Genomic DNA, 18,782 nt, shown 5'->3' with positions numbered 1-18,782 from the left:
CAATGGCGTTAATGGTAAGCTAGATGAGGTACTACACCAAGACTTAATGATTAATAATTTAAAACTTATAATTCTTATATATTAGTTTTATAAATACACAGTGCTTCGTTATGCTCTCTATATCAACAATGATTATCTCGATTGACTACTTGTTCTTTTTATTATCATAGCCTAGGAGTTCTACCATGTCCGACTCAACCAAAGCCCCAACTGATAAAAACACAGCGCAAGATACTGCCGGTTGTCCTGTGAACCACGGCGATAACAACGCACCAACTAACACAACCTATGATCAAGGTGATGATAAAGGACCGACGATTCATAGTGAAAACGTCGATCAGACACACGCACCGCAGCGCCCTAGTATGGGTGGCTGTCCAGTCATGCATCAGGCACATACTACCACAGCCTCTGCTGCCACTGATTGGTGGCCAAACAGCTTAAACCTAGACATATTGCATCAGCAAGACAAAAAGACTGATCCAATGGGAGCAGACTTTGATTATGCTGAAGCTTTTAAGCAACTCGATTTAGAAGCGGTCAAAACCGATTTGAAAAACTTAATGACCGAGTCACAAGAATGGTGGCCAGCAGATTGGGGCCATTATGGTGGTTTGATGATTCGTATGGCATGGCATTCGGCGGGTACGTATCGTGGAGCCGATGGTCGCGGCGGTTCTAATACTGGCAATCAACGTTTTGCTCCACTAAATAGCTGGCCGGACAACGTCAACCTAGACAAAGCGCGTCGCCTACTGTGGCCCATCAAGAAAAAATACGGCAATAAACTGTCTTGGGCGGATTTGATGATCTTGGCAGGCAACATGGCTTATGAATCTATGGGCTTTAAAACGCTAGGCTTTGCTGGTGGTCGCGCTGATATCTGGCATCCAGAAAAAGACATCTATTGGGGTTCTGAACGCGCATGGCTTGCACCGACCGAAAACCGCTACGATAGCGATGAAGATCGTGCCTCCCTCGAAAACCCACTAGCAGCAGTACAAATGGGCTTGATCTATGTCAATCCTGAAGGTGTTGATGGCAATCCTGACCCATTAAAGACCGCTCAAGACATGCGTACGACGTTTGCGCGTATGTCAATGAACGATGAAGAAACGGTTGCTTTGACCGCGGGTGGTCATACCGTTGGTAAGTGTCACGGTAATGGCGATGCGACGACACTAGAAGACGAGCCAGAAGCGGCAGACGTCAAAGAGCAAGGTCTAGGCTGGCGCAATCCTAAAGGCAATGGCAATGCAGGTGATACCGTCTCAAGTGGTATTGAAGGCGCGTGGACAACCAATCCAACCCAATGGGATCACGGCTATTTTGAATTACTCTTGAATCACAACTGGGCATTAACCAAAAGTCCAGCAGGTGCATGGCAGTGGGAGCCCAAGGATATTAAAGAAGAAGATCGTCCATTAGACGCTCATGATCCAAGTGTCCGCCGCAACCCAATCATGACTGATGCTGATATGGCGTTGATTAAAGATCCTGTTTATCGTGAGATTTCAGAGAAATTCCATCAAGATCCAGCGTATTTTGATGAAGTGTTTGCTAAAGCATGGTTCAAACTGACTCACCGCGATCTAGGGCCTAAATCTCGTTACTTAGGGGCAGATGTACCGAGCGAAGACTTTATCTGGCAAGACCCTATTCCAACAGGCAATGCAGACTTAAATGCTGATGATATTGCAACGCTAAAATCGCAAATATTGGACAGTGACTTGAGTCGCCGTGAATTAATCATCACCGCATGGGACAGCGCACGTACATTCCGCGCATCAGACTATCGCGGCGGTGCAAATGGCGCACGTATCCGTTTAGCCCCGCAAAAAGACTGGGCAGGTAATGAGCCAGAGCAGCTGCAACGTGTGCTTGAGGCGTTAACCCGTATTCAGTCTGATTTTGATAAAGACGTGAGCTTGGCCGATCTGATTGTGCTCGCTGGTAATGCCGCTATTGAGCAAGCAGCAAAAGATGCAGGCGTAGAGGTTACCGTACCGTTTACCGCAGGTCGCGGTGATGCCGAAGCAGCAATGACCGATGCAGAATCTTTTGCAGACTTAGAGCCACTGCATGACGGCTATCGCAACTGGGTCAAAGAAGATTATGCAGTCTCTCATGAAGAGATGCTGCTCGATCGCACTCAGTTGATGGGATTGACCGCGCCTGAGATGGTCGTATTGATTGGCGGTATGCGTGTCCTTGATACCAACCATGGACAGAGCCAAGAAGGCGTTTTCACTGAACGCGCTGGCGTACTAACCAACGACTTCTTTGTCAACTTAACAGATATGAACTACACGTGGCATCCTGTGAATGCAGCAGATAATACTGCTAATAACTACGAAGTACGTGAGCGTGGTACGGGCAACGTCAAATGGCAAGCCAGCCGTGTAGATTTGGTATTTGGCTCAAACTCTATCTTGCGTGCTTATGCTGAGCTATATGCGCAGGACGATAACTTAGAGAAATTCGTTCGTGATTTCGTTCGCGCTTGGAGTAAAGTCATGAATGCTGATCGTTATGACGTTGCTGAATAAGCGTTATTGATTAGATTAATGAACAGTGAGTAAGTTTATCAATCATGAACAGCTATCTTTTAGAAGGTAGCTGTTTTTTTATACCTAAAATTTAGATATTCAACAGTCTTAAATATTCTGAGTTACACACCCTACCTAAATAAATCAAATGACTAAAATTAAGTGACTGTAAGAAATACCATAAAAGCAAAAGTACTATAAAAAATCTATATTCATAATTATCATAAATTGATAGCTATTTATTATATACAAGAATAATAGCTTTGTTTTACACTACGCTCTTATGGCACATTTGTACGTTTTTACTTTCATATACAAATCTTTCAAATATAGATAAGGTTTGTATTTTTACACAATAGGATTCAGTAATGGCAATCGATGTAGTGGTCAATCAGCGACATTTGCAAATTCAGCTCAAGCAGCTGGAAACAGTCTGGCATACGGTGATTAATGGCTATAACTTAAGTCAAGCAGCGACTGTGCTACACACCAGCCAATCAAGTTTGTCAAAGCATATCGCGGCACTTGAAAACCAACTGAAGACCGAAGTATTTATTCGTCAAGGAAAGCGTCTAACAGGGCTGACCACCATGGGTACGGCGCTTATGCCACATATCGAGTCCATCTTTGCTGAAATCCGTACGATTGAAAATTTAAGCCTAGATTTTAATAATCCTAATATCGGTACACTAACGATTGCGACGACTCACACGCAGGCACGATATGTCTTGCCGAAAGTGGTTAAAGAATTTAAAGATCGCTTTCCTAAAGTCAATTTGATCTTGCAACAGGCCGATCCTGAGACCATCGCACAGATGGTGATTCGTGGTCAGGCTGATATCGGTATCGCAACCGAGTCCTTATTGCACAACAACTATCTCAGGTGCTACCGCTATTACGACTGGACGCATCGGGTCATCGTACCGAGCGATCATGAACTTGCCACGCAAGACTCTATCGATTTGCCGACTCTTGCCAGCTATCCCATTGTGACCTATCACGGCGGCTTTACTGGACGCGGTGCCATTGATAAAACTTTTGAAGAAGCAGGTTTAGAGCCAGATATCGTACTAGCGGCGCTGGATGCTGATGTGATTAGCACCTATGTCGGACTTGGCTTAGGCATTGGTATTATTGCCGAAATGGCATTTGAGCCGAGCCACTATCAGAACCTAACGGCCATACCAGTTGATCACTTCGGGCGCTTCACCAGTTGGATGGCGGTGCGTGATGATGCGGAAATCCGCCAATACGGTCGCGCCTTTATGGAGCTGTGTCAGAAACAATTCGACAACTAAAACAAAGGGTTTAAACCGCTGGTCTTACCTTACCCCACCTTTACCGAGCTTATGTATAAGTGATAAAATACAGTCTAGAACGTTATTCAACGTTTTATTTCGTTTTTATTTCTGCATGTATTGCTGGACGCCTAGACATTTAATTGTACTGGGTGTCGATCACTGCATGTCCATTTGCTTCTATGTAACAGGTGATACCGCTCATGGAAAAACTCGTAGCGATCATTATGGCAGTTTTTGCCGCCCCCTTGCTTATTGGCGGCGCTTATCTGCTCTCTTTAGGCGGTAGTCCTTACTATCTTTTTGCTGGCGTTATGATGTTAACGACAGCATTTTTACTGTTCAAAAAACACTGGAGTGCTTACGGGGTGTACGCGATATTTATCGTTGTGACACTAGTATGGTCGCTTTGGGAATCTGGATTTTATTGGTGGGCGCTGGCAACTCGCTTGGGCTTCCCGCTAATATTTGGTTTATTAATGCTTTTACCGTGGGTCTCTAAGAAGATGCACGGGCAACACGCTCAAGTAGCAACCACAAACAACGCTAAGAAAAGTCCTCTTTACTATTGGGGACTAATGGCCAGTGTGGTTGTGGGTGCACTACTCTCTTTCGGTAGTATGGCTAATAATGCCACCGACAAATTGGGCGAGCTCGATTTAACTGCCAAAGATGACGGCGATCAAAACGCCACTTCTGCAAACCTTGGCGACCCATTATCAAATGGCGAGCAAACACCAGATGGCGAGTGGAGCGCGTATGGTCGTACTGACTATGGACAACGCTACTCTCCTCTGACTCAGATCAATACTGATAATGTCAAAGACTTGGAAGTTGCTTGGCAAATCCAAACTGGTGATGTCAAAGGTCCTGATGATACTGGTGAGACCACTTATGAGGTAACGCCTCTAAAAATTGGTAACGCCCTGTATCTTTGTACGCCGCACAATTGGGTCATGGCGCTAGACGCTGACTCTGGTGAGACTTTATGGAAATTTGATCCTAAAATATCAGGAGACCTGCAACGTCAACATCAAACTTGCCGCGGCGTATCCTACTATGCTGGTCAAGCTGGTACAGATACTACCACTCCAGCAGTTAATGATCAGGTAAGCAGTGATAATGAAGTAGCTGTTGCCAATAAAGCAACTGCGACCAGCACTGTGATGGCACAAAAAGTGGCTGGTAATACCTTTGAAAAAGCATCTAAACAATGTGATGCTAAGATATTCATTCCAACTTCTGATGCCAAACTATACGCACTTGATCCAAATACTGGGCAACGCTGCCAGAATTTTGGGAAAGATGGTTCGTTAGATTTGATGCACAATATGCCATATAAACAAGATGGCTATTACTATTCGACCTCTCCACCGATTGTCGTCGGCGACACGATTGTTGTGGCCGGTGCAGTTAATGATAACTATGATGTGAACTCACCTTCTGGTGTTATCCGTGCTTATAGTGTCAATACTGGTGAGCTATTATGGAACTGGGATTCAGGCGATCCTGACAACACAGCTCCTTTCGATGTCAATGATCCCACTCAAACGTATAAAACCAGTTCACCAAACTCATGGTCAACAGCCAGTGCGGATGAAGAGCTTGGTTTGGTCTACTTCCCGATGGGCAACCGTGTACCGGATCAATTGGGTAGCTATCGAAACGCAGCTGAAGAAAAATACGCAACCTCTGTGGTCGCTTTAGACATTCAAACAGGTAAAGCACGTTGGGTTCAACAATTCGTACACCACGACCTATGGGACATGGATACACCTGCCCAACCAAGTCTGATTGATTTAAATACTGATAGCGGCGTTCAGCCTGCACTTGTTGTTCCTACCAAACAAGGCGATGTGTATGTATTGAATCGCGAAACAGGCGAACCAATCGTGCCAATTAAAGAACGTGATGCGCCGCAAGGTTACTTGGTGGCGGGTGAACATGCCGCTCCAACGCAACCTTATTCTGGTTTGAGCTTTGAGCCGCCGATGTTGAAAGAAAAAGACATGTGGGGCGCTAGCCTTATCGATCAAATGATGTGCCGTATTGAGTTTAATCAACTTAATTATGATGGTCGTTATACACCGCCGTCAACGAATGGCAGTATCGTTTATCCTGGTAACTTCGGTACCTTTAACTGGGGTAGCCTCGCTGTTGACCCTGAAAATGGCGTGATGTTTGGTATGCCGACCTATTTGGCATTTACCTCAAAGCTTATTCCTAAAGAATCACTAGGTGATGCTGAGACCAATAAAGGCGAACAGGGCGTTAATGCCAATGAAGGCGCAGATTATGCAGTAGAGCTTGGGCCCTTCTTATCTCCTTTAGGTGTACCTTGTCAGCAGCCACCATGGGGCACGGTCGCTGCAGCTGACCTAGATACAGGTGAGATTGCGTATCAACGCAAAAATGGCACGGTTCAAGACTTGTCTCCTTTACCATTGAAGTTTGAGCTGGGCGTGCCTGGTATCGGTGGCCCTATCATTACCAAAGGTGGCGTGGCCTTCTTGTCTGCTGCAACCGAAAACAACTTCCGAGCTTATGATCTAAAGAATGGCGATGTGCTATGGAATGTTCGTATTCCAGCAGGTGGTCAGGCTACACCTATGACTTACTTGAACTCTAAAGGTGAGCAGATGGTAGTACTGGTAGCTGGTGGACATGGTTCAGTAGGTACGAAGATTGGTGATTATGTTGTGGCTTATAAGCTTGGTGACCAAGCTAAATAATCGATCTAAGTAATCGACTGCAATAACCACTCAGTCAAATAAAGTCATTTTGAGAAAGCAGGTAACTTCGGTTATCTGCTTTTTTATGTGCTGACGCTTTTATCATACGATTCTTTTTATGATGATAGGCTTTTTTGTCAACGGATGCTGTTGCTCATCAAGCGCCTAAATCATCGATAATCTGTCTTTGTTATGATTTATTGCTACTCGGTAACACCGCTTGAAATCGATAGTGGCGACAAGCATATCAAGAGAAAATAATTAATCACTCTATTGGATAATTTATGAGCAACAAAATCCCTTTATCTTTTTTAGATCTAGCCCCTGTACCTGAAGGCAATACAATCGCTGAAGGCATCGCCCAAACGGTTGAAACCGCACAGCAAGCTGAAAAGTCTGGTCTAAACCGCTATTGGATGGCTGAGCATCACAATATGCCGGGTATTGCCAGTGCAGCAACCTCAGTATTGCTATCACATATCGGCAGCCAAACCGAGAGCATCCGTATTGGGGCTGGTGGCGTGATGCTACCGAACCATGCACCTCTCGTGATTGCTGAGCAATTCGGCACATTGCAGGCATTATATGGTGACCGCGTTGACTTAGGGTTAGGACGCGCGCCTGGCACTGATGGCGCTACGTTTCAGGCACTGCGCCGCCAAATGAAAGACGCCGAGCGTTTTCCACAAGATGTACAAGAACTGATGTACTTCTTGGGCAATGATACAGATGGCAGCCCTGTACAAGCATTTCCTGGTGCCAGATCAGGCATCCCTATTTGGATATTAGGCTCGTCCCTTTTTGGCGCGACCTTAGCCGCGCATTTAGGACTGCCCTATGTGTTTGCCTCACATTTTGCACCGCAAATGCTAGGACAAGCAATTAAAGCTTATCGTGAGCAGTTCAAACCGTCTGCCTATTTAGATAAGCCTTATGTCATGCTGGCTGCAAACTTGTTATTGGCTGACGACGATGAAACTGCTCAATATCACTTTACCTCAGCACAGCAGAGTTTTGTACGCTTGCGCCGTGGTGAGACAGGTCAGATGCCAAAGCCTACGCACGATATGGACAGTATCTGGAGCCAAGCAGAAAAAATGATGGTAGATAATGCACTGTCAGTTTCATTTACTGGATCTGTCGAAACAGTCAAACCAAAATTGGCTGCGTTTTTGGCAACCCATCAACCAGATGAATTGATTGTGACTGCTAATGTACATAATCAAGCAGCGCGTATTCGTTCACTTGAACTTACACCGGAGCTAAACTTATTTACTTTACAATCAAATGAGACACTTGCATAATTATTGCTAAACCTTAACTGGATTTTTGACATGGAAGCAACTGCTATTGTTGGCGCCTCATTGATGATTGGCTCGTCGATATTTATGTATATCTTGGCATTTCTTGCAGTCATGGCCATCGGTGGATATCTGACCTATCGTACTAGCCCAAAGCAAAAACGACGTCGAGAAGATAAACGCAACCAAGACAATGTAAATTAATATAAAAAAGCCCCTTTTTCTTCTTTGAAAAAGGGGCTTTTTTAATGCAGTAAAACAGTAATAAGACTTACTATATTGAAAATTGTAGTGTCTGTTAAGTAAATTTAGTAAATCTTTTTCCTAGATTCTTTACTACATTAAACCAAGCGCACGTAATGCTGCGGCACCAAATGCCATCCCAAACATACCCACCACTGTCGTAAACGCCAAAATATTTGCCGCGAGCACATCATTGCCACCCATAGCCTTCGCCATCACATAACTGGCCGCAGCAGCTGGTGATGCCACCATCAAGAATAGCACGCCCATATGTACGCCTGATAAACCGAATGCTAATCCAATCGCAATGGCGACGATTGGTGCAATGACAATACGACCAATACTGGCCTGCATTGACAACCCTGACGCATTCAGCATTGACTTCAAATCAATACTGGCGCCAGCGCAAATCAATGCTAATGGCAATGCGACCGCTGCCAACAAATCACCAGTCGTGTGAATCACACCCGTAAGTGGCGGCAATGGCAGCGCCTTATAGGCAAATGCTGATAGCAATGCTAATATCAGTGGATTAGTAAATACCTTTTTGATGATCATAATACTGCGACTGATCAAAGTATCATCCACACTTTTAGAGACACGACTTAACGTAATGACCGCTAAAATATTGAACAATATGGTGACTACGCCCATATAGACCGCACCAATACTTAAACCACGCTCACCATAAGCATTAGCAACGGTTGCGAGGCCAATAATAGCCATGTTGCTACGGAAAATACCTTGTACGAACACGCCTTGGTCGGCAGGACATTTGACAAAACGCTTGGCATATAACTCTGCCCCAAAAAACAGGACAAATGTCACCAAAATACCAACAAAAATTAGCTTAACTTGCTGACCATAATCAACATCGCTATCAACCACGCTAAAAAACAACAAGCAAGGCAGGCAGTAGTTAAAAACAAAGCTGGATGCCTGATCAATGAAACTTTGGCTCGCTTCGCCACGTCTTTGCATAAAAAAACCCAACCACATCAAAGCAAGGTTGGGGAATACAATAGTAATAGCAAAAACAATAGCATCAATCATAAATAGGCTCAATTCGGTGACAAGCCCATCATGATATGAGCATCAACAAGAAAATTTAATAAGTAATAATCAGATTTTATGACCTAGTATAGAGACAAAGCAGCAAGTAAGACAAGTTTGAATGAGACTTTATTTCAATAATAGAGTAGATTTTAATAAACAAAAGCCCGTAATAATATTTTATTACGGGCTTTTTATTTCATGGATGCTTTGTTATAAAAGGCTTTAGCACACTACCGTTACGAGTCAAGCGCAGCCTTTGCTTTTTTGTGTTTTTTGACCGTCATCGCCAATAACTGTATGGCCGCAGGTGTGACACCACTGACGCGTCCCGCTTGAGCAAGCGTCGCAGGACGAACTTGCGTGAGTTTCTGTACAATCTCGTTTGATAGCCCTGACACGATACTATAGTCAAAATCTAGCGGTAGCGCCGTGTTTTCTAGGCGCTTCATTTGATCAATATCTTCTTGCTGACGATCAATGTAGCCGGCGTATTTGACAGAAATCTCGATCTGCTCGCCCACTTGTGCATCAACGGTTGAATTAGTGATAGCAGCAATATCTGCAAAGTGAATCTGCGGACGCTTGAGCAAATCAAAGGCCGTCGATTCTTTAGAGAGTACCTCACCCGTCTGCTCAGTCACTTGCTTACCTAGTGCGTTGGTAGGCGTGGCCCACATGTCTTTTAAACGTGACGTTTCTGTTGAGATCGCTTCCATTTTTTCTTGATAAGCTTGCCAGCGTACATCATCTACCAGTCCTAATTTACGACCCGTCTCAGTTAAACGCTGATCGGCATTGTCTTCACGTAAGAGCAAACGATACTCTGCGCGGCTCGTAAACATACGGTATGGCTCGGTGGTACCGTGCGTAATCAAATCATCGACCAGCACGCCAAGATACGCTTCATCGCGGCGCGGTGTCCATGTTTCAAACTCACTATTGTTGGTCGTGACCAATGCCGCATTGGTACCTGCGAGCAAACCTTGTACGCCCGCTTCTTCATAGCCTGTCGTACCATTAATCTGACCCGCAAAGTACAGACGATCAATCGATTTGGTCTCTAGCGTGGGCTTTAGATTTTGTGGATCAAAATAATCATACTCGATGGCATAGCCGGGACGAGTAATATGCGCGTTCTCTAAGCCTTTCATACTGTGAATAAAGTCTAACTGCACGTCAAATGGCAAGCTCGTTGAGATACCGTTCGGATACAGCTCATGCGTGGTCAAGCCTTCTGGCTCGATGAAAATCTGATGGCTGTCCTTATCCGCAAAACGATGAATTTTATCTTCAATCGATGGACAATAACGCGGGCCTACGCCTTCGATTTTGCCAGAGAACATTGGTGAACGGTCAAGGTTTTCACGAATAATGTCGTGAGTACGCGCATTGGTATGCGTGATATAGCAATTGACCTGCTCAGGATGCATAGAGACATCACCCATATAACTCATCACCGGCAATGGCGTATCACCCGGCTGTACCGTCATCACGCTAAAATCAACACTTCGTGCATCGATACGCGCTGGCGTACCTGTTTTTAGACGACCGACTGGTAGCTTAAGCTCACGCAAACGATCCGCAAGCTTGATAGACGGCTGGTCTCCTGCGCGTCCACCATTTGAGTTTTCCATACCGATATGAATGACACCGCCTAAAAAAGTCCCTGAGGTTAATACGACTGTTTCGGTCTTAAAAACAATACCTGTAGAAGTCACAACCGCTGTCGCACGACCATTTTCTACTAAGATATCATCAGCGGCTTGTTGAAATAAATCCAGATTGGGTTGGTTCTCTAGTGTATGGCGAATGGCGGCTTTATACAGGATACGATCTGCCTGCGCACGCGTGGCACGAACGGCAGCCCCTTTACGGCTATTTAGCACGCGAAATTGGATACCAGCCTTGTCTGTTGCTAATGCCATTGCACCGCCCAACGCATCAATCTCACGCACCAGATGCGATTTACCAATACCACCAATCGCAGGGTTACAGCTCATCTGCCCGAGCGTCTCAATGTTATGCGTCAACAATAAGGTCTGTGCGCCCATACGTGCAGATGCCAGCGCAGCTTCTGTGCCAGCATGACCACCACCGATCACTATCACGTCGTAATGTTTTGGGTATTGCATGTTTGCCTCACTTGACTCATAACGCTGCCGATGGTCATGTTCTATTAGTAAAGAACACGGCAATCGACAAATAAACGTCAGTCGTATTTATAAAAAAGATAACGACTCAGATAAGTCGTTCATAATTGGTCAGGGCGTGTTTTTATTTTGAAAATGGTGATAAAAATGAGATAAATTGCGGTCAAACAAGGAAAATAGTTCAGATAATATCAGGATATTAACCAGCTATTTGACATAGTTTGGCAATATTTAACCATTTTTAGCCCATTTAGATGCTTTCGTTCAGATTAAAGACACGCCCTAAATAACCTACTATTATAACAATTTTTTGATGCTTAAAAAACGCTAGGACAAAAACTATTATAATTAAGCGAAAAGATATTTATGCCAGCAATAACAATGTTAACCATAACATCGTCATTGCTGATGTAGCCGCCATCACTTTAGTGGTTAGCTTTTTAGTTTATGATGCTGTCTTAGCCATTACCGTTACCACGGCTCAGCGGTACAATTTGATCTGACTGACCACTAGACAGCATATGATGGCTACCATACCCTTCCGGATTGATCTGTAAATAGGCGTTCATTTGACCAATGGCATCGCCGTCATCACTTGCTAAGATCTGCGCTTTGATGAGTTCAACTGGGGGTAATGGCAAGTTTTTGAGTAAAGCCAAGCGTTGCTGGTTATCGCCTTTATTAACCACCAATTCAATGAGCTGGCGTGCATCAATAGGCAAATCCGGTGTGTTCTGTGCTAATAATGCCAAATGATAAGCGCCTGCAGGATCTTGATCTGCGACAATGCGCTGTTCTATAGCGATGTACGTTGCTTCTGTCGCGCCGCCTGCCACACTCAGCTGATGTATGCATTTTAGTGCGGAGTTTGATTCGCTATTGGCAATCTCAATGATGCGCGCAGATTCATTTTTTAGGCGCGCGCGACGCTTTTCGATTGCTGCTTGCTCAGCTGCTTGTTTTTGCTCATTTAACTGTTCACTAGTTTGGTTGTTCATAAAGCTCTCTTAATCATCTGATAATTATTATTTATATATATTTATATCTTGGACAATATATGGGGGTAAATCCTATAAAAACAACAGGGTGTAGAGACCATGATACAGAGGCAATAAAAAACCCAACTGGCCATTAAATGACCACTTGGGTTTGCTGTGCTTGTACCTTATAAAGGCTAATTGGACATTAAAGACATCCAAATAACACTAATAAGTATTAAGCTGCAGGGCTGTTTGCTTCAACCAATGGCTTTAACTCGCCTGACTGATACATCTGTAGGATGATATCTGATCCACCCATTAGCTCACCATCGACCCATAATTGTGGGAATGTTGGCCAATTAGCAATCTTTGGCAAGGTGGCACGGATTTCTGGGTTCTCTAGAATATTAACAAAAGCAAAGGGACGGCCGATTTGTGTCAGCACTTCAATGGCTTTGGCAGAAAAACCACACTGCGGAAACTGCGGCGTGCCTTTCATATACAAAATAACTTTGTTGTCACGGATTTGATCACGGATCAATTGTTCAACGTCGTTTGCAGCAGTATTTGGGGTTTGCTCACTCATAAAAGCTCCTATTGATAAAGCGGTTCATTAAAATATTATTTGTATAAAAATAATTATGTAAAGATATGGCTGATACATGGGGCGACTGCCACTATATTACAAGCACGAATTTTCGACCTATATAGGTTCAACAGCATTAGGGACTAATAATACCACGGCATTGGCCATGATGCCCTCTTGTCGACCAGTAAAACCCAACTTTTCCGTTGTGGTCGCTTTGACACTGATATTGCTAATATCCGTTTGCAAATCACTTGCGATATTGGCGCGCATCGCTTGATTGTGCGGTGCTAGCTTTGGACGCTCACACATCACCGTAATATCGGCATTACCTAGACGATAACCTGCCTCTTGTACTTTACTATAAACATAACGCAGCAAAATCCTTGAATCCAATCCTGCGTGGGCGGCATCCGTATCAGGAAAATGCTGACCAATATCACCAAGTGCCAATGCGCCAAGCAGTGCATCAGCAAGTGCATGGAGCACCACATCGCCATCAGAGTGTGCCAGCAAACTATGAGAATGCTCAATAGGCACGCCTGCTAACACGACGTATTGCTGCTGCTGACCGTTGTTATGAAAAGCGTGAACATCGATACCTTGACCAATTTTTATCATGGTTATTCCAAGCTAAGTTGAAGGGGATTAAAATAATTCAAAACCAGTATATAAATTTTCAAAGTGGTTTTGCCATTACCGAGACATCATCGGTCGCCACCCGTTTTAATTAACTGGTATAATGTGACGTTTATTTTATCATAATACCCGATCCAAAAGATAAGCTGACGTGGCTCTGCTAAGACTCCCTATTGTAGCAATGGCATGGTTTTTTGCGTCACCATCTCCTTTGGATAGTATATAAATAGTTGAGCCGCTCTATGTCAGCCTTACAAAACACATCAAGCACCACCGCTTCTGAGTCTTTCAATGCGCATCGCCCTCTCATACTTGCCGATATTGACAACCCTAGCACCAAACATGTAATCGTTGGTATGTCAGGTGGTGTCGACTCTTCTGTGTCCGCCGTACTACTTCAACAGGCAGGGTTTAAAGTCGAAGGCCTGTTTATGAAAAACTGGGAAGAAGATGACGGCACTGAATACTGTACGGCAATGGATGACCTAGCAGATGCGCAAGCGGTTTGTGACAAAATCGGTATCAAACTGCACACTGCTAACTTTGCGATGGAATACTGGGATCGCGTGTTTGAGCATTTTTTGGCGGAATATAAAGCAGGACGTACGCCAAACCCTGATATCTTGTGCAACAAAGAAATCAAATTTAAGGCGTTTTTGGACTATGCGTTGACCCTTGGGGCAGATTATATCGCAACCGGTCACTATACAAGGCGTAGCATCAATTATAAAAATGATAACGGCACTGAGGTCGCACAATTATTACGCGGCCTTGATAATAATAAAGACCAAAGTTACTTTTTACATGCGGTTGGCGGTGACAAAATTGCTAAAACGCTATTCCCAGTTGGTGAGCTTGAAAAACCTGTGGTGCGACAAATCGCTGAAGAGCATGATCTGGCTACTGCCAAAAAGAAAGATTCTACGGGTATCTGTTTCATTGGTGAGCGCCGTTTTAAAGACTTCTTGCAACAGTATTTGCCCGCCCAAAAAGGCGAAATCCTTACTGATGATAATAAAATCATCGGTACTCATGACGGCCTCATGTATTACACACTGGGTCAACGCGGCGGCATCGGCATTGGCGGTGTTAAAGACCGTGTAGAGGCACCGTGGTTTGTATTGGCAAAAGACTTGGAGAAAAATCGTTTAATCGTCGGTCAAGGGCATGAACATCCCATGCTAATGAGCAACGAGCTAAAAGCCTATAAGCTCGATTGGACTGACGGTCTACCGCCTGCGGATGTGTTTAGCGACGAAGGTCTAGCCTGTATGGAAAAATCTCGCTATCGCCAGCCAGATCAAGCGTGTCGAGTGTTTGCGACCAATGCTGATGGCAATGAAGTGCGTGTGGTATTTGATGAGCCGCAGCGCGCTGTGACCCCTGGACAGTCAGCGGTATTTTATATCGATGAAGTATGTCTGGGCGGCGGCGTGATTGAATCTATTGATGCGCCTTGTGGATTTTAGAGAGGATTAATTTAGTTTTTGACAGCGGCAGTAGTAACCGTTACTGTACTGCTTGTCATACCCTCGTCTGTATTTGAATTAGTATCATCAACTGTATATATTTGATAAGTCAGCTGCGCAACAGGCTGCAGCTCTGATGTAAATTGATAAAAACGAATGTCATAACTGCCTTTAAGCCAGCCATCGTCTGGCTTAAAGCTAACCCAATTTTGATTGCTGTTAGCAACAATATCTTTTTTCTCAAACAGTAATACTTGTCCTGTCTGATTATTGACCCATTTCACAAACACAAAAGGACTGGCTGGCACTTTGCCTGCGGTATCAAGATGCGCAAATATAGTGGCATTTTTTTCTATTGTTGAGGTATCCATGGATACCGATGGCATCACAGGCGTTAGTGACAACTTAACATCACCGACGAGTGGCTGATTGTCATTTTTTTTGTACAACTCCTCAACTGCACGCTGCGCAAATTGTCGCTTATCTGCAAGCGCCTCGCCTGCACCTTGTGACATAAACCGATCAATGTACTGTCCTAGCATATAGTCAGGCATTTTATTGACGATATCCATCGCTTGTTCTTCTGAGTAATCATGCATAGAACCTACTGGTTGCGATCCTACCGCTGGTATATTGCTACCATTTTGATGTTCAAGCGCTTGCAATTCTGCAGGTACAATACTTTCTTTTTTCTCAAACCCTGAATCAGTATTATCTTGCAGCGATGATATAGGCTGCTGCCTGCCCTGCATAACTTGATCCATCTGTTGCTTAGTCATCAATAAGTAAGTGCCTAGACTACCAAGGATAAAAGAAATAAGGATGGATGAGAAAAATAAAGTTTTGTCTTTCATAGTTATATTCTAGAGATAAGATACTTGAGTAATAGAGTTTGGTTCAATAAGCGCTATTAATATGGACAGCCTTTACTTTTAAGATGTTTTCATTTTTTATGAAAAAAGCCATTTTTATTTTTAATAAAAACGGCTTTTTTATTTTAAAACACCTGTTTTAACCAGAGAGCCCACTCGTTGGAAACTGACTGCTCATAGGTTTACAAATATAATCATATTTACCATTAGCACTTTCTATATCGCGCTTAATCTCATCACTATCACCATCTTTCGTAGTTATGATACTAAAGTTTACATAGCCACGAGGTGGCGTACCTACAATCTGACAGCTTAATGAGAATTTCTTGCCATTGTTGATATTAGATTTCTTAACTAAACAACCTCTACCAATCTCATTGACTGTAATGGTATTGCCACTGATTGCACAATTTGATAAGCCTTGAAACTGAACAGGCTCAGAAGATCCATATGAACCACTGCTATCACTATCACCGCCGCAAGCGCTAAGCACCAATGCTGAGCCTAACACTAAAACGCTAAAGAATTTATTCATGTATTGATTTCCATTTAGTGAACTATTGACGACAAAAGAAACATTAAATCACTTTTACATTAGAAAAACAATACCGTTACAAATATAATTGAATTATTTTCAATACAAAAGTTAGTAGTATTGAAAATAGTTAGTATTTCGATGAAACTAGAAAGCTCGCAGTCATTTCCTATATCAACAACCTTTTCAACTAATAATTCCTAAGCAATATCGCTAACTTTTTTGTATGAGTTTTTGCTATAATTGCGCCACCAAAATTTACTACTGTAGTAAGCATTCATTCACTTTCTGTTCACTCAAAGGCGATACCATGACCCCACTTACCGCACTCTCCCCAATCGATGGTCGTTACGCATCAAAGGCTGACAGCTTACGTCCTTATTTATCTGAATTTGGTCTAATCAAAGCTCGCGTTACGGTAGAAATTCGCTGGTTGCAGTCTTTAGCTGACAACAGCGCAATTGGTGAATTAGCAGCATTTGATGACCAGACCAACGCTTTTTTGAATGCAATCGTTGATGACTTTAGCGAAGCCGATGCTCAAGCTATCAAAGACATCGAAGCGACGACCAATCATGATGTAAAAGCGGTTGAGTACTTTATCAAAGACAAGTTCCGTGGTCAGGATGCCTTGATTGACTCACTTGAGTTTATTCACTTTGCCTGTACCAGTGAAGACATCAATAACCTATCGTATGCATTGATGCTCAAAGACAGCCGCGAGCTAGTCGTTGCCAAAATGCAGCAAGTGACTGATAGCGTCGTTGACTTATCTATTGCTCACGCTGATCAACCAATGCTATCACGCACCCATGGTCAGACAGCCAGTCCAACGACATTGGGTAAAGAGATGGCAAACGTGGCCTACCGCCTAGCCCGTCAAATCAAACAAATCAATCAAGTAGAACTATTAGGTAAAATCAACGGCGCCGTTGGTAACTATAATGCGCATTTTTCAGCGTACCCTGACGTCGACTGGCAGAGCCATGCTGAAACATTCATCAATCAGCGTTTAGAGTTAACATTTAACCCTTATACGACTCAAATTGAACCACACGACTATATCGCTGAGTTGTTTGATGCCGTTAAACGCTTTAATACAATCTTGATCGATTTTAACCGTGATATCTGGCAATATATTAGCTTAGGCTATTTCAAACAGCGCCTAAAAGACGGTGAAGTTGGCTCTTCTACCATGCCGCATAAAGTTAATCCAATTGACTTTGAAAACTCTGAAGGCAACTTAGGCGTTGCCAATGCGATGCTGGCCCATTTGGGTGAGAAGCTGCCTATCTCACGTATGCAGCGTGACCTATCTGACTCAACCGTATTGCGTAATATCGGTGTTGGTCTAGCACAGAGCATGATTGCATTTGATGCGTGCCTAAAAGGTGTGGGTAAACTTGAGCTAAATGCACAGCGTTTAAATGATGATTTGAATCAAGCGCAAGAAGTGTTGGCAGAGCCAATTCAAACGGTTATGCGTCGCTACCGTGTTGAAAACCCGTATGAAAAGCTAAAAGCCTTGACTCGCGGTAATGCCATGACTCGTGAAGCCATGCTAACCTTCGTCGAAAGTGATGAGCTATCGGCAGTTAGTGATGCGGACAAAGAACGCTTGCGTGCATTGACGCCTGCAACTTATACGGGTAATGCTGCCGAGCAAGCACGCGCTATTAAAGAATGGATCGCCAAGCTGTAATTTTAACGATTAATAGCAGCCAGCGAGCACTATGCATCAACATACAAAATCTGTGCTTGCTAGTACCATTGCGGTATTTGTCGTCATGGTACTAGCAAGCATTGAGCCTCTAGAGTGGTCGAGCTACCTGCTACATCAGCTCGGTACGCTATTTTTCTTAGCATTAATGCTAGGTGCTTATCGCTATCGCTACGTTAGCTCACGCTCCTATGTACTCGCTTCGCTGTTTTTAGTCATCCACATCATAGGAGCACGTTATCTATACTCTTATGTGCCCTATAATGACTGGACACAGCACCTATTCGGTATACGTTTAGACGAATTGTTTGGTTGGCAGCGCAATATGTACGATCGTCTTGTCCATTTTAGCTACGGGCTTTTACTGTTCAATGCGATGGTAGATGTCTCAAAATCTATCTTCAAAGTCCAATCCGTCAAACTACTCATCGCCCTTGCCCTCATGATTAATATGTCATCAAGTCTGCTCTACGAGCTACTCGAGTGGGGCATTGCAATGACGTTATCACCAGAAGCTACTGAAGCGTATAACGGTCAGCAGGGTGATGTTTGGGACGCCCACAAAGATATGGCTTTAGCATTGATCGGTGGGCTAATTGCGGCAGGTATTATACTATTTCAAACTTGTCAAAACCAAGTGGTATCTAATTAA

General features: G+C 43.8%; 15 protein-coding genes. 8 read left to right on the top strand and 7 right to left on the bottom strand.

Annotated elements, in window-relative coordinates:
• Nucleotides 1-365 precede the first annotated feature (365 nt).
• The 5 genes from katG to QO189_RS02495 all read left to right on the top strand — a co-directional run bounded on the left by katG (nt 366) and on the right by QO189_RS02495 (nt 8,084).
• On the top strand, nt 366-2,549 hold the full coding sequence (katG, locus tag QO189_RS02515) for a catalase/peroxidase HPI (RefSeq protein WP_371531458.1): 2,184 nt from the start codon (nt 366-368) through the stop codon (nt 2,547-2,549).
• Nucleotides 2,550-2,917: 368 nt separating this feature from the next.
• Entirely contained in the window at nt 2,918-3,847 is a 930-nt protein-coding gene (locus QO189_RS02510) for a LysR substrate-binding domain-containing protein (RefSeq protein ID WP_371531370.1), read from the top strand.
• 203 nt (nt 3,848-4,050) lie between these two features.
• A complete protein-coding gene (locus QO189_RS02505) occupies nt 4,051-6,579 on the top strand; it encodes a membrane-bound PQQ-dependent dehydrogenase, glucose/quinate/shikimate family (RefSeq protein ID WP_371531369.1) in 2,529 nt (842 codons plus the stop codon).
• A 284-nt stretch (nt 6,580-6,863) separates the two neighbouring features.
• Nucleotides 6,864-7,883: an LLM class flavin-dependent oxidoreductase gene (locus QO189_RS02500; RefSeq protein WP_371531368.1), complete on the top strand. Its 1,020-nt coding sequence runs from the start codon at nt 6,864-6,866 to the stop codon at nt 7,881-7,883.
• A gap of 30 nt (nt 7,884-7,913) precedes the next feature.
• Complete coding sequence (locus tag QO189_RS02495; RefSeq protein ID WP_371531367.1) at nt 7,914-8,084, top strand: hypothetical protein; 171 nt, start codon at nt 7,914-7,916, stop codon at nt 8,082-8,084.
• 132 nt (nt 8,085-8,216) lie between these two features.
• Here QO189_RS02495 and QO189_RS02490 read toward each other — a convergent pair whose 3' ends face one another.
• The 5 genes from QO189_RS02490 to ispF form a co-directional block, all read right to left on the bottom strand.
• Nucleotides 8,217-9,176, bottom strand: coding sequence for an AEC family transporter (locus tag QO189_RS02490; RefSeq protein WP_371531366.1), 960 nt, complete (start codon nt 9,174-9,176; stop codon nt 8,217-8,219).
• Nucleotides 9,177-9,415: 239 nt separating this feature from the next.
• Nucleotides 9,416-11,311 carry a tRNA uridine-5-carboxymethylaminomethyl(34) synthesis enzyme MnmG gene (gene mnmG, locus QO189_RS02485; protein ID WP_371531365.1) on the bottom strand — a complete coding sequence of 632 codons (1,896 nt, stop codon included), beginning with the start codon at nt 11,309-11,311 and terminating at the stop codon, nt 9,416-9,418.
• 476 nt (nt 11,312-11,787) lie between these two features.
• A complete protein-coding gene (locus QO189_RS02480) occupies nt 11,788-12,327 on the bottom strand; it encodes a hypothetical protein (RefSeq protein WP_371531364.1) in 540 nt (179 codons plus the stop codon).
• 217 nt (nt 12,328-12,544) lie between these two features.
• Nucleotides 12,545-12,895: a Grx4 family monothiol glutaredoxin gene (grxD, locus tag QO189_RS02475; RefSeq protein WP_371531363.1), complete on the bottom strand. Its 351-nt coding sequence runs from the start codon at nt 12,893-12,895 to the stop codon at nt 12,545-12,547.
• A gap of 117 nt (nt 12,896-13,012) precedes the next feature.
• Nucleotides 13,013-13,516: a 2-C-methyl-D-erythritol 2,4-cyclodiphosphate synthase gene (gene ispF / locus QO189_RS02470; protein ID WP_371531362.1), complete on the bottom strand. Its 504-nt coding sequence runs from the start codon at nt 13,514-13,516 to the stop codon at nt 13,013-13,015.
• Nucleotides 13,517-13,890: 374 nt separating this feature from the next.
• Here ispF and mnmA point away from each other — a divergent pair, with 374 nt between their 5' ends.
• Nucleotides 13,891-15,003 carry a tRNA 2-thiouridine(34) synthase MnmA gene (gene mnmA, locus QO189_RS02465; RefSeq protein WP_371531457.1) on the top strand — a complete coding sequence of 371 codons (1,113 nt, stop codon included), beginning with the start codon at nt 13,891-13,893 and terminating at the stop codon, nt 15,001-15,003.
• 11 nt (nt 15,004-15,014) lie between these two features.
• Here mnmA and QO189_RS02460 read toward each other — a convergent pair whose 3' ends face one another.
• Nucleotides 15,015-15,857 (bottom strand): hypothetical protein, encoded by an 843-nt coding sequence (locus QO189_RS02460; protein WP_371531361.1) that lies wholly within the window; start codon nt 15,855-15,857, stop codon nt 15,015-15,017.
• A gap of 157 nt (nt 15,858-16,014) precedes the next feature.
• Entirely contained in the window at nt 16,015-16,410 is a 396-nt protein-coding gene (locus tag QO189_RS02455) for a hypothetical protein (protein WP_371531360.1), read from the bottom strand.
• A 310-nt stretch (nt 16,411-16,720) separates the two neighbouring features.
• On the opposite strand from QO189_RS02455, the gene purB reads away from it, so the two are divergent.
• Nucleotides 16,721-18,112, top strand: coding sequence for an adenylosuccinate lyase (gene purB, locus QO189_RS02450; protein ID WP_371531359.1), 1,392 nt, complete (start codon nt 16,721-16,723; stop codon nt 18,110-18,112).
• 31 nt (nt 18,113-18,143) lie between these two features.
• Nucleotides 18,144-18,782 carry a DUF2238 domain-containing protein gene (locus tag QO189_RS02445; protein ID WP_371531358.1) on the top strand — a complete coding sequence of 213 codons (639 nt, stop codon included), beginning with the start codon at nt 18,144-18,146 and terminating at the stop codon, nt 18,780-18,782.

It is taken from the genome of Psychrobacter sp. Arc29, from assembly GCF_041431175.1.
Lineage (GTDB): Bacteria > Pseudomonadota > Gammaproteobacteria > Pseudomonadales > Moraxellaceae > Psychrobacter.
The sequence above is the reverse complement of the archived record's forward strand: the minus strand, read 5'-3'. Positions and strand labels throughout refer to the sequence as shown.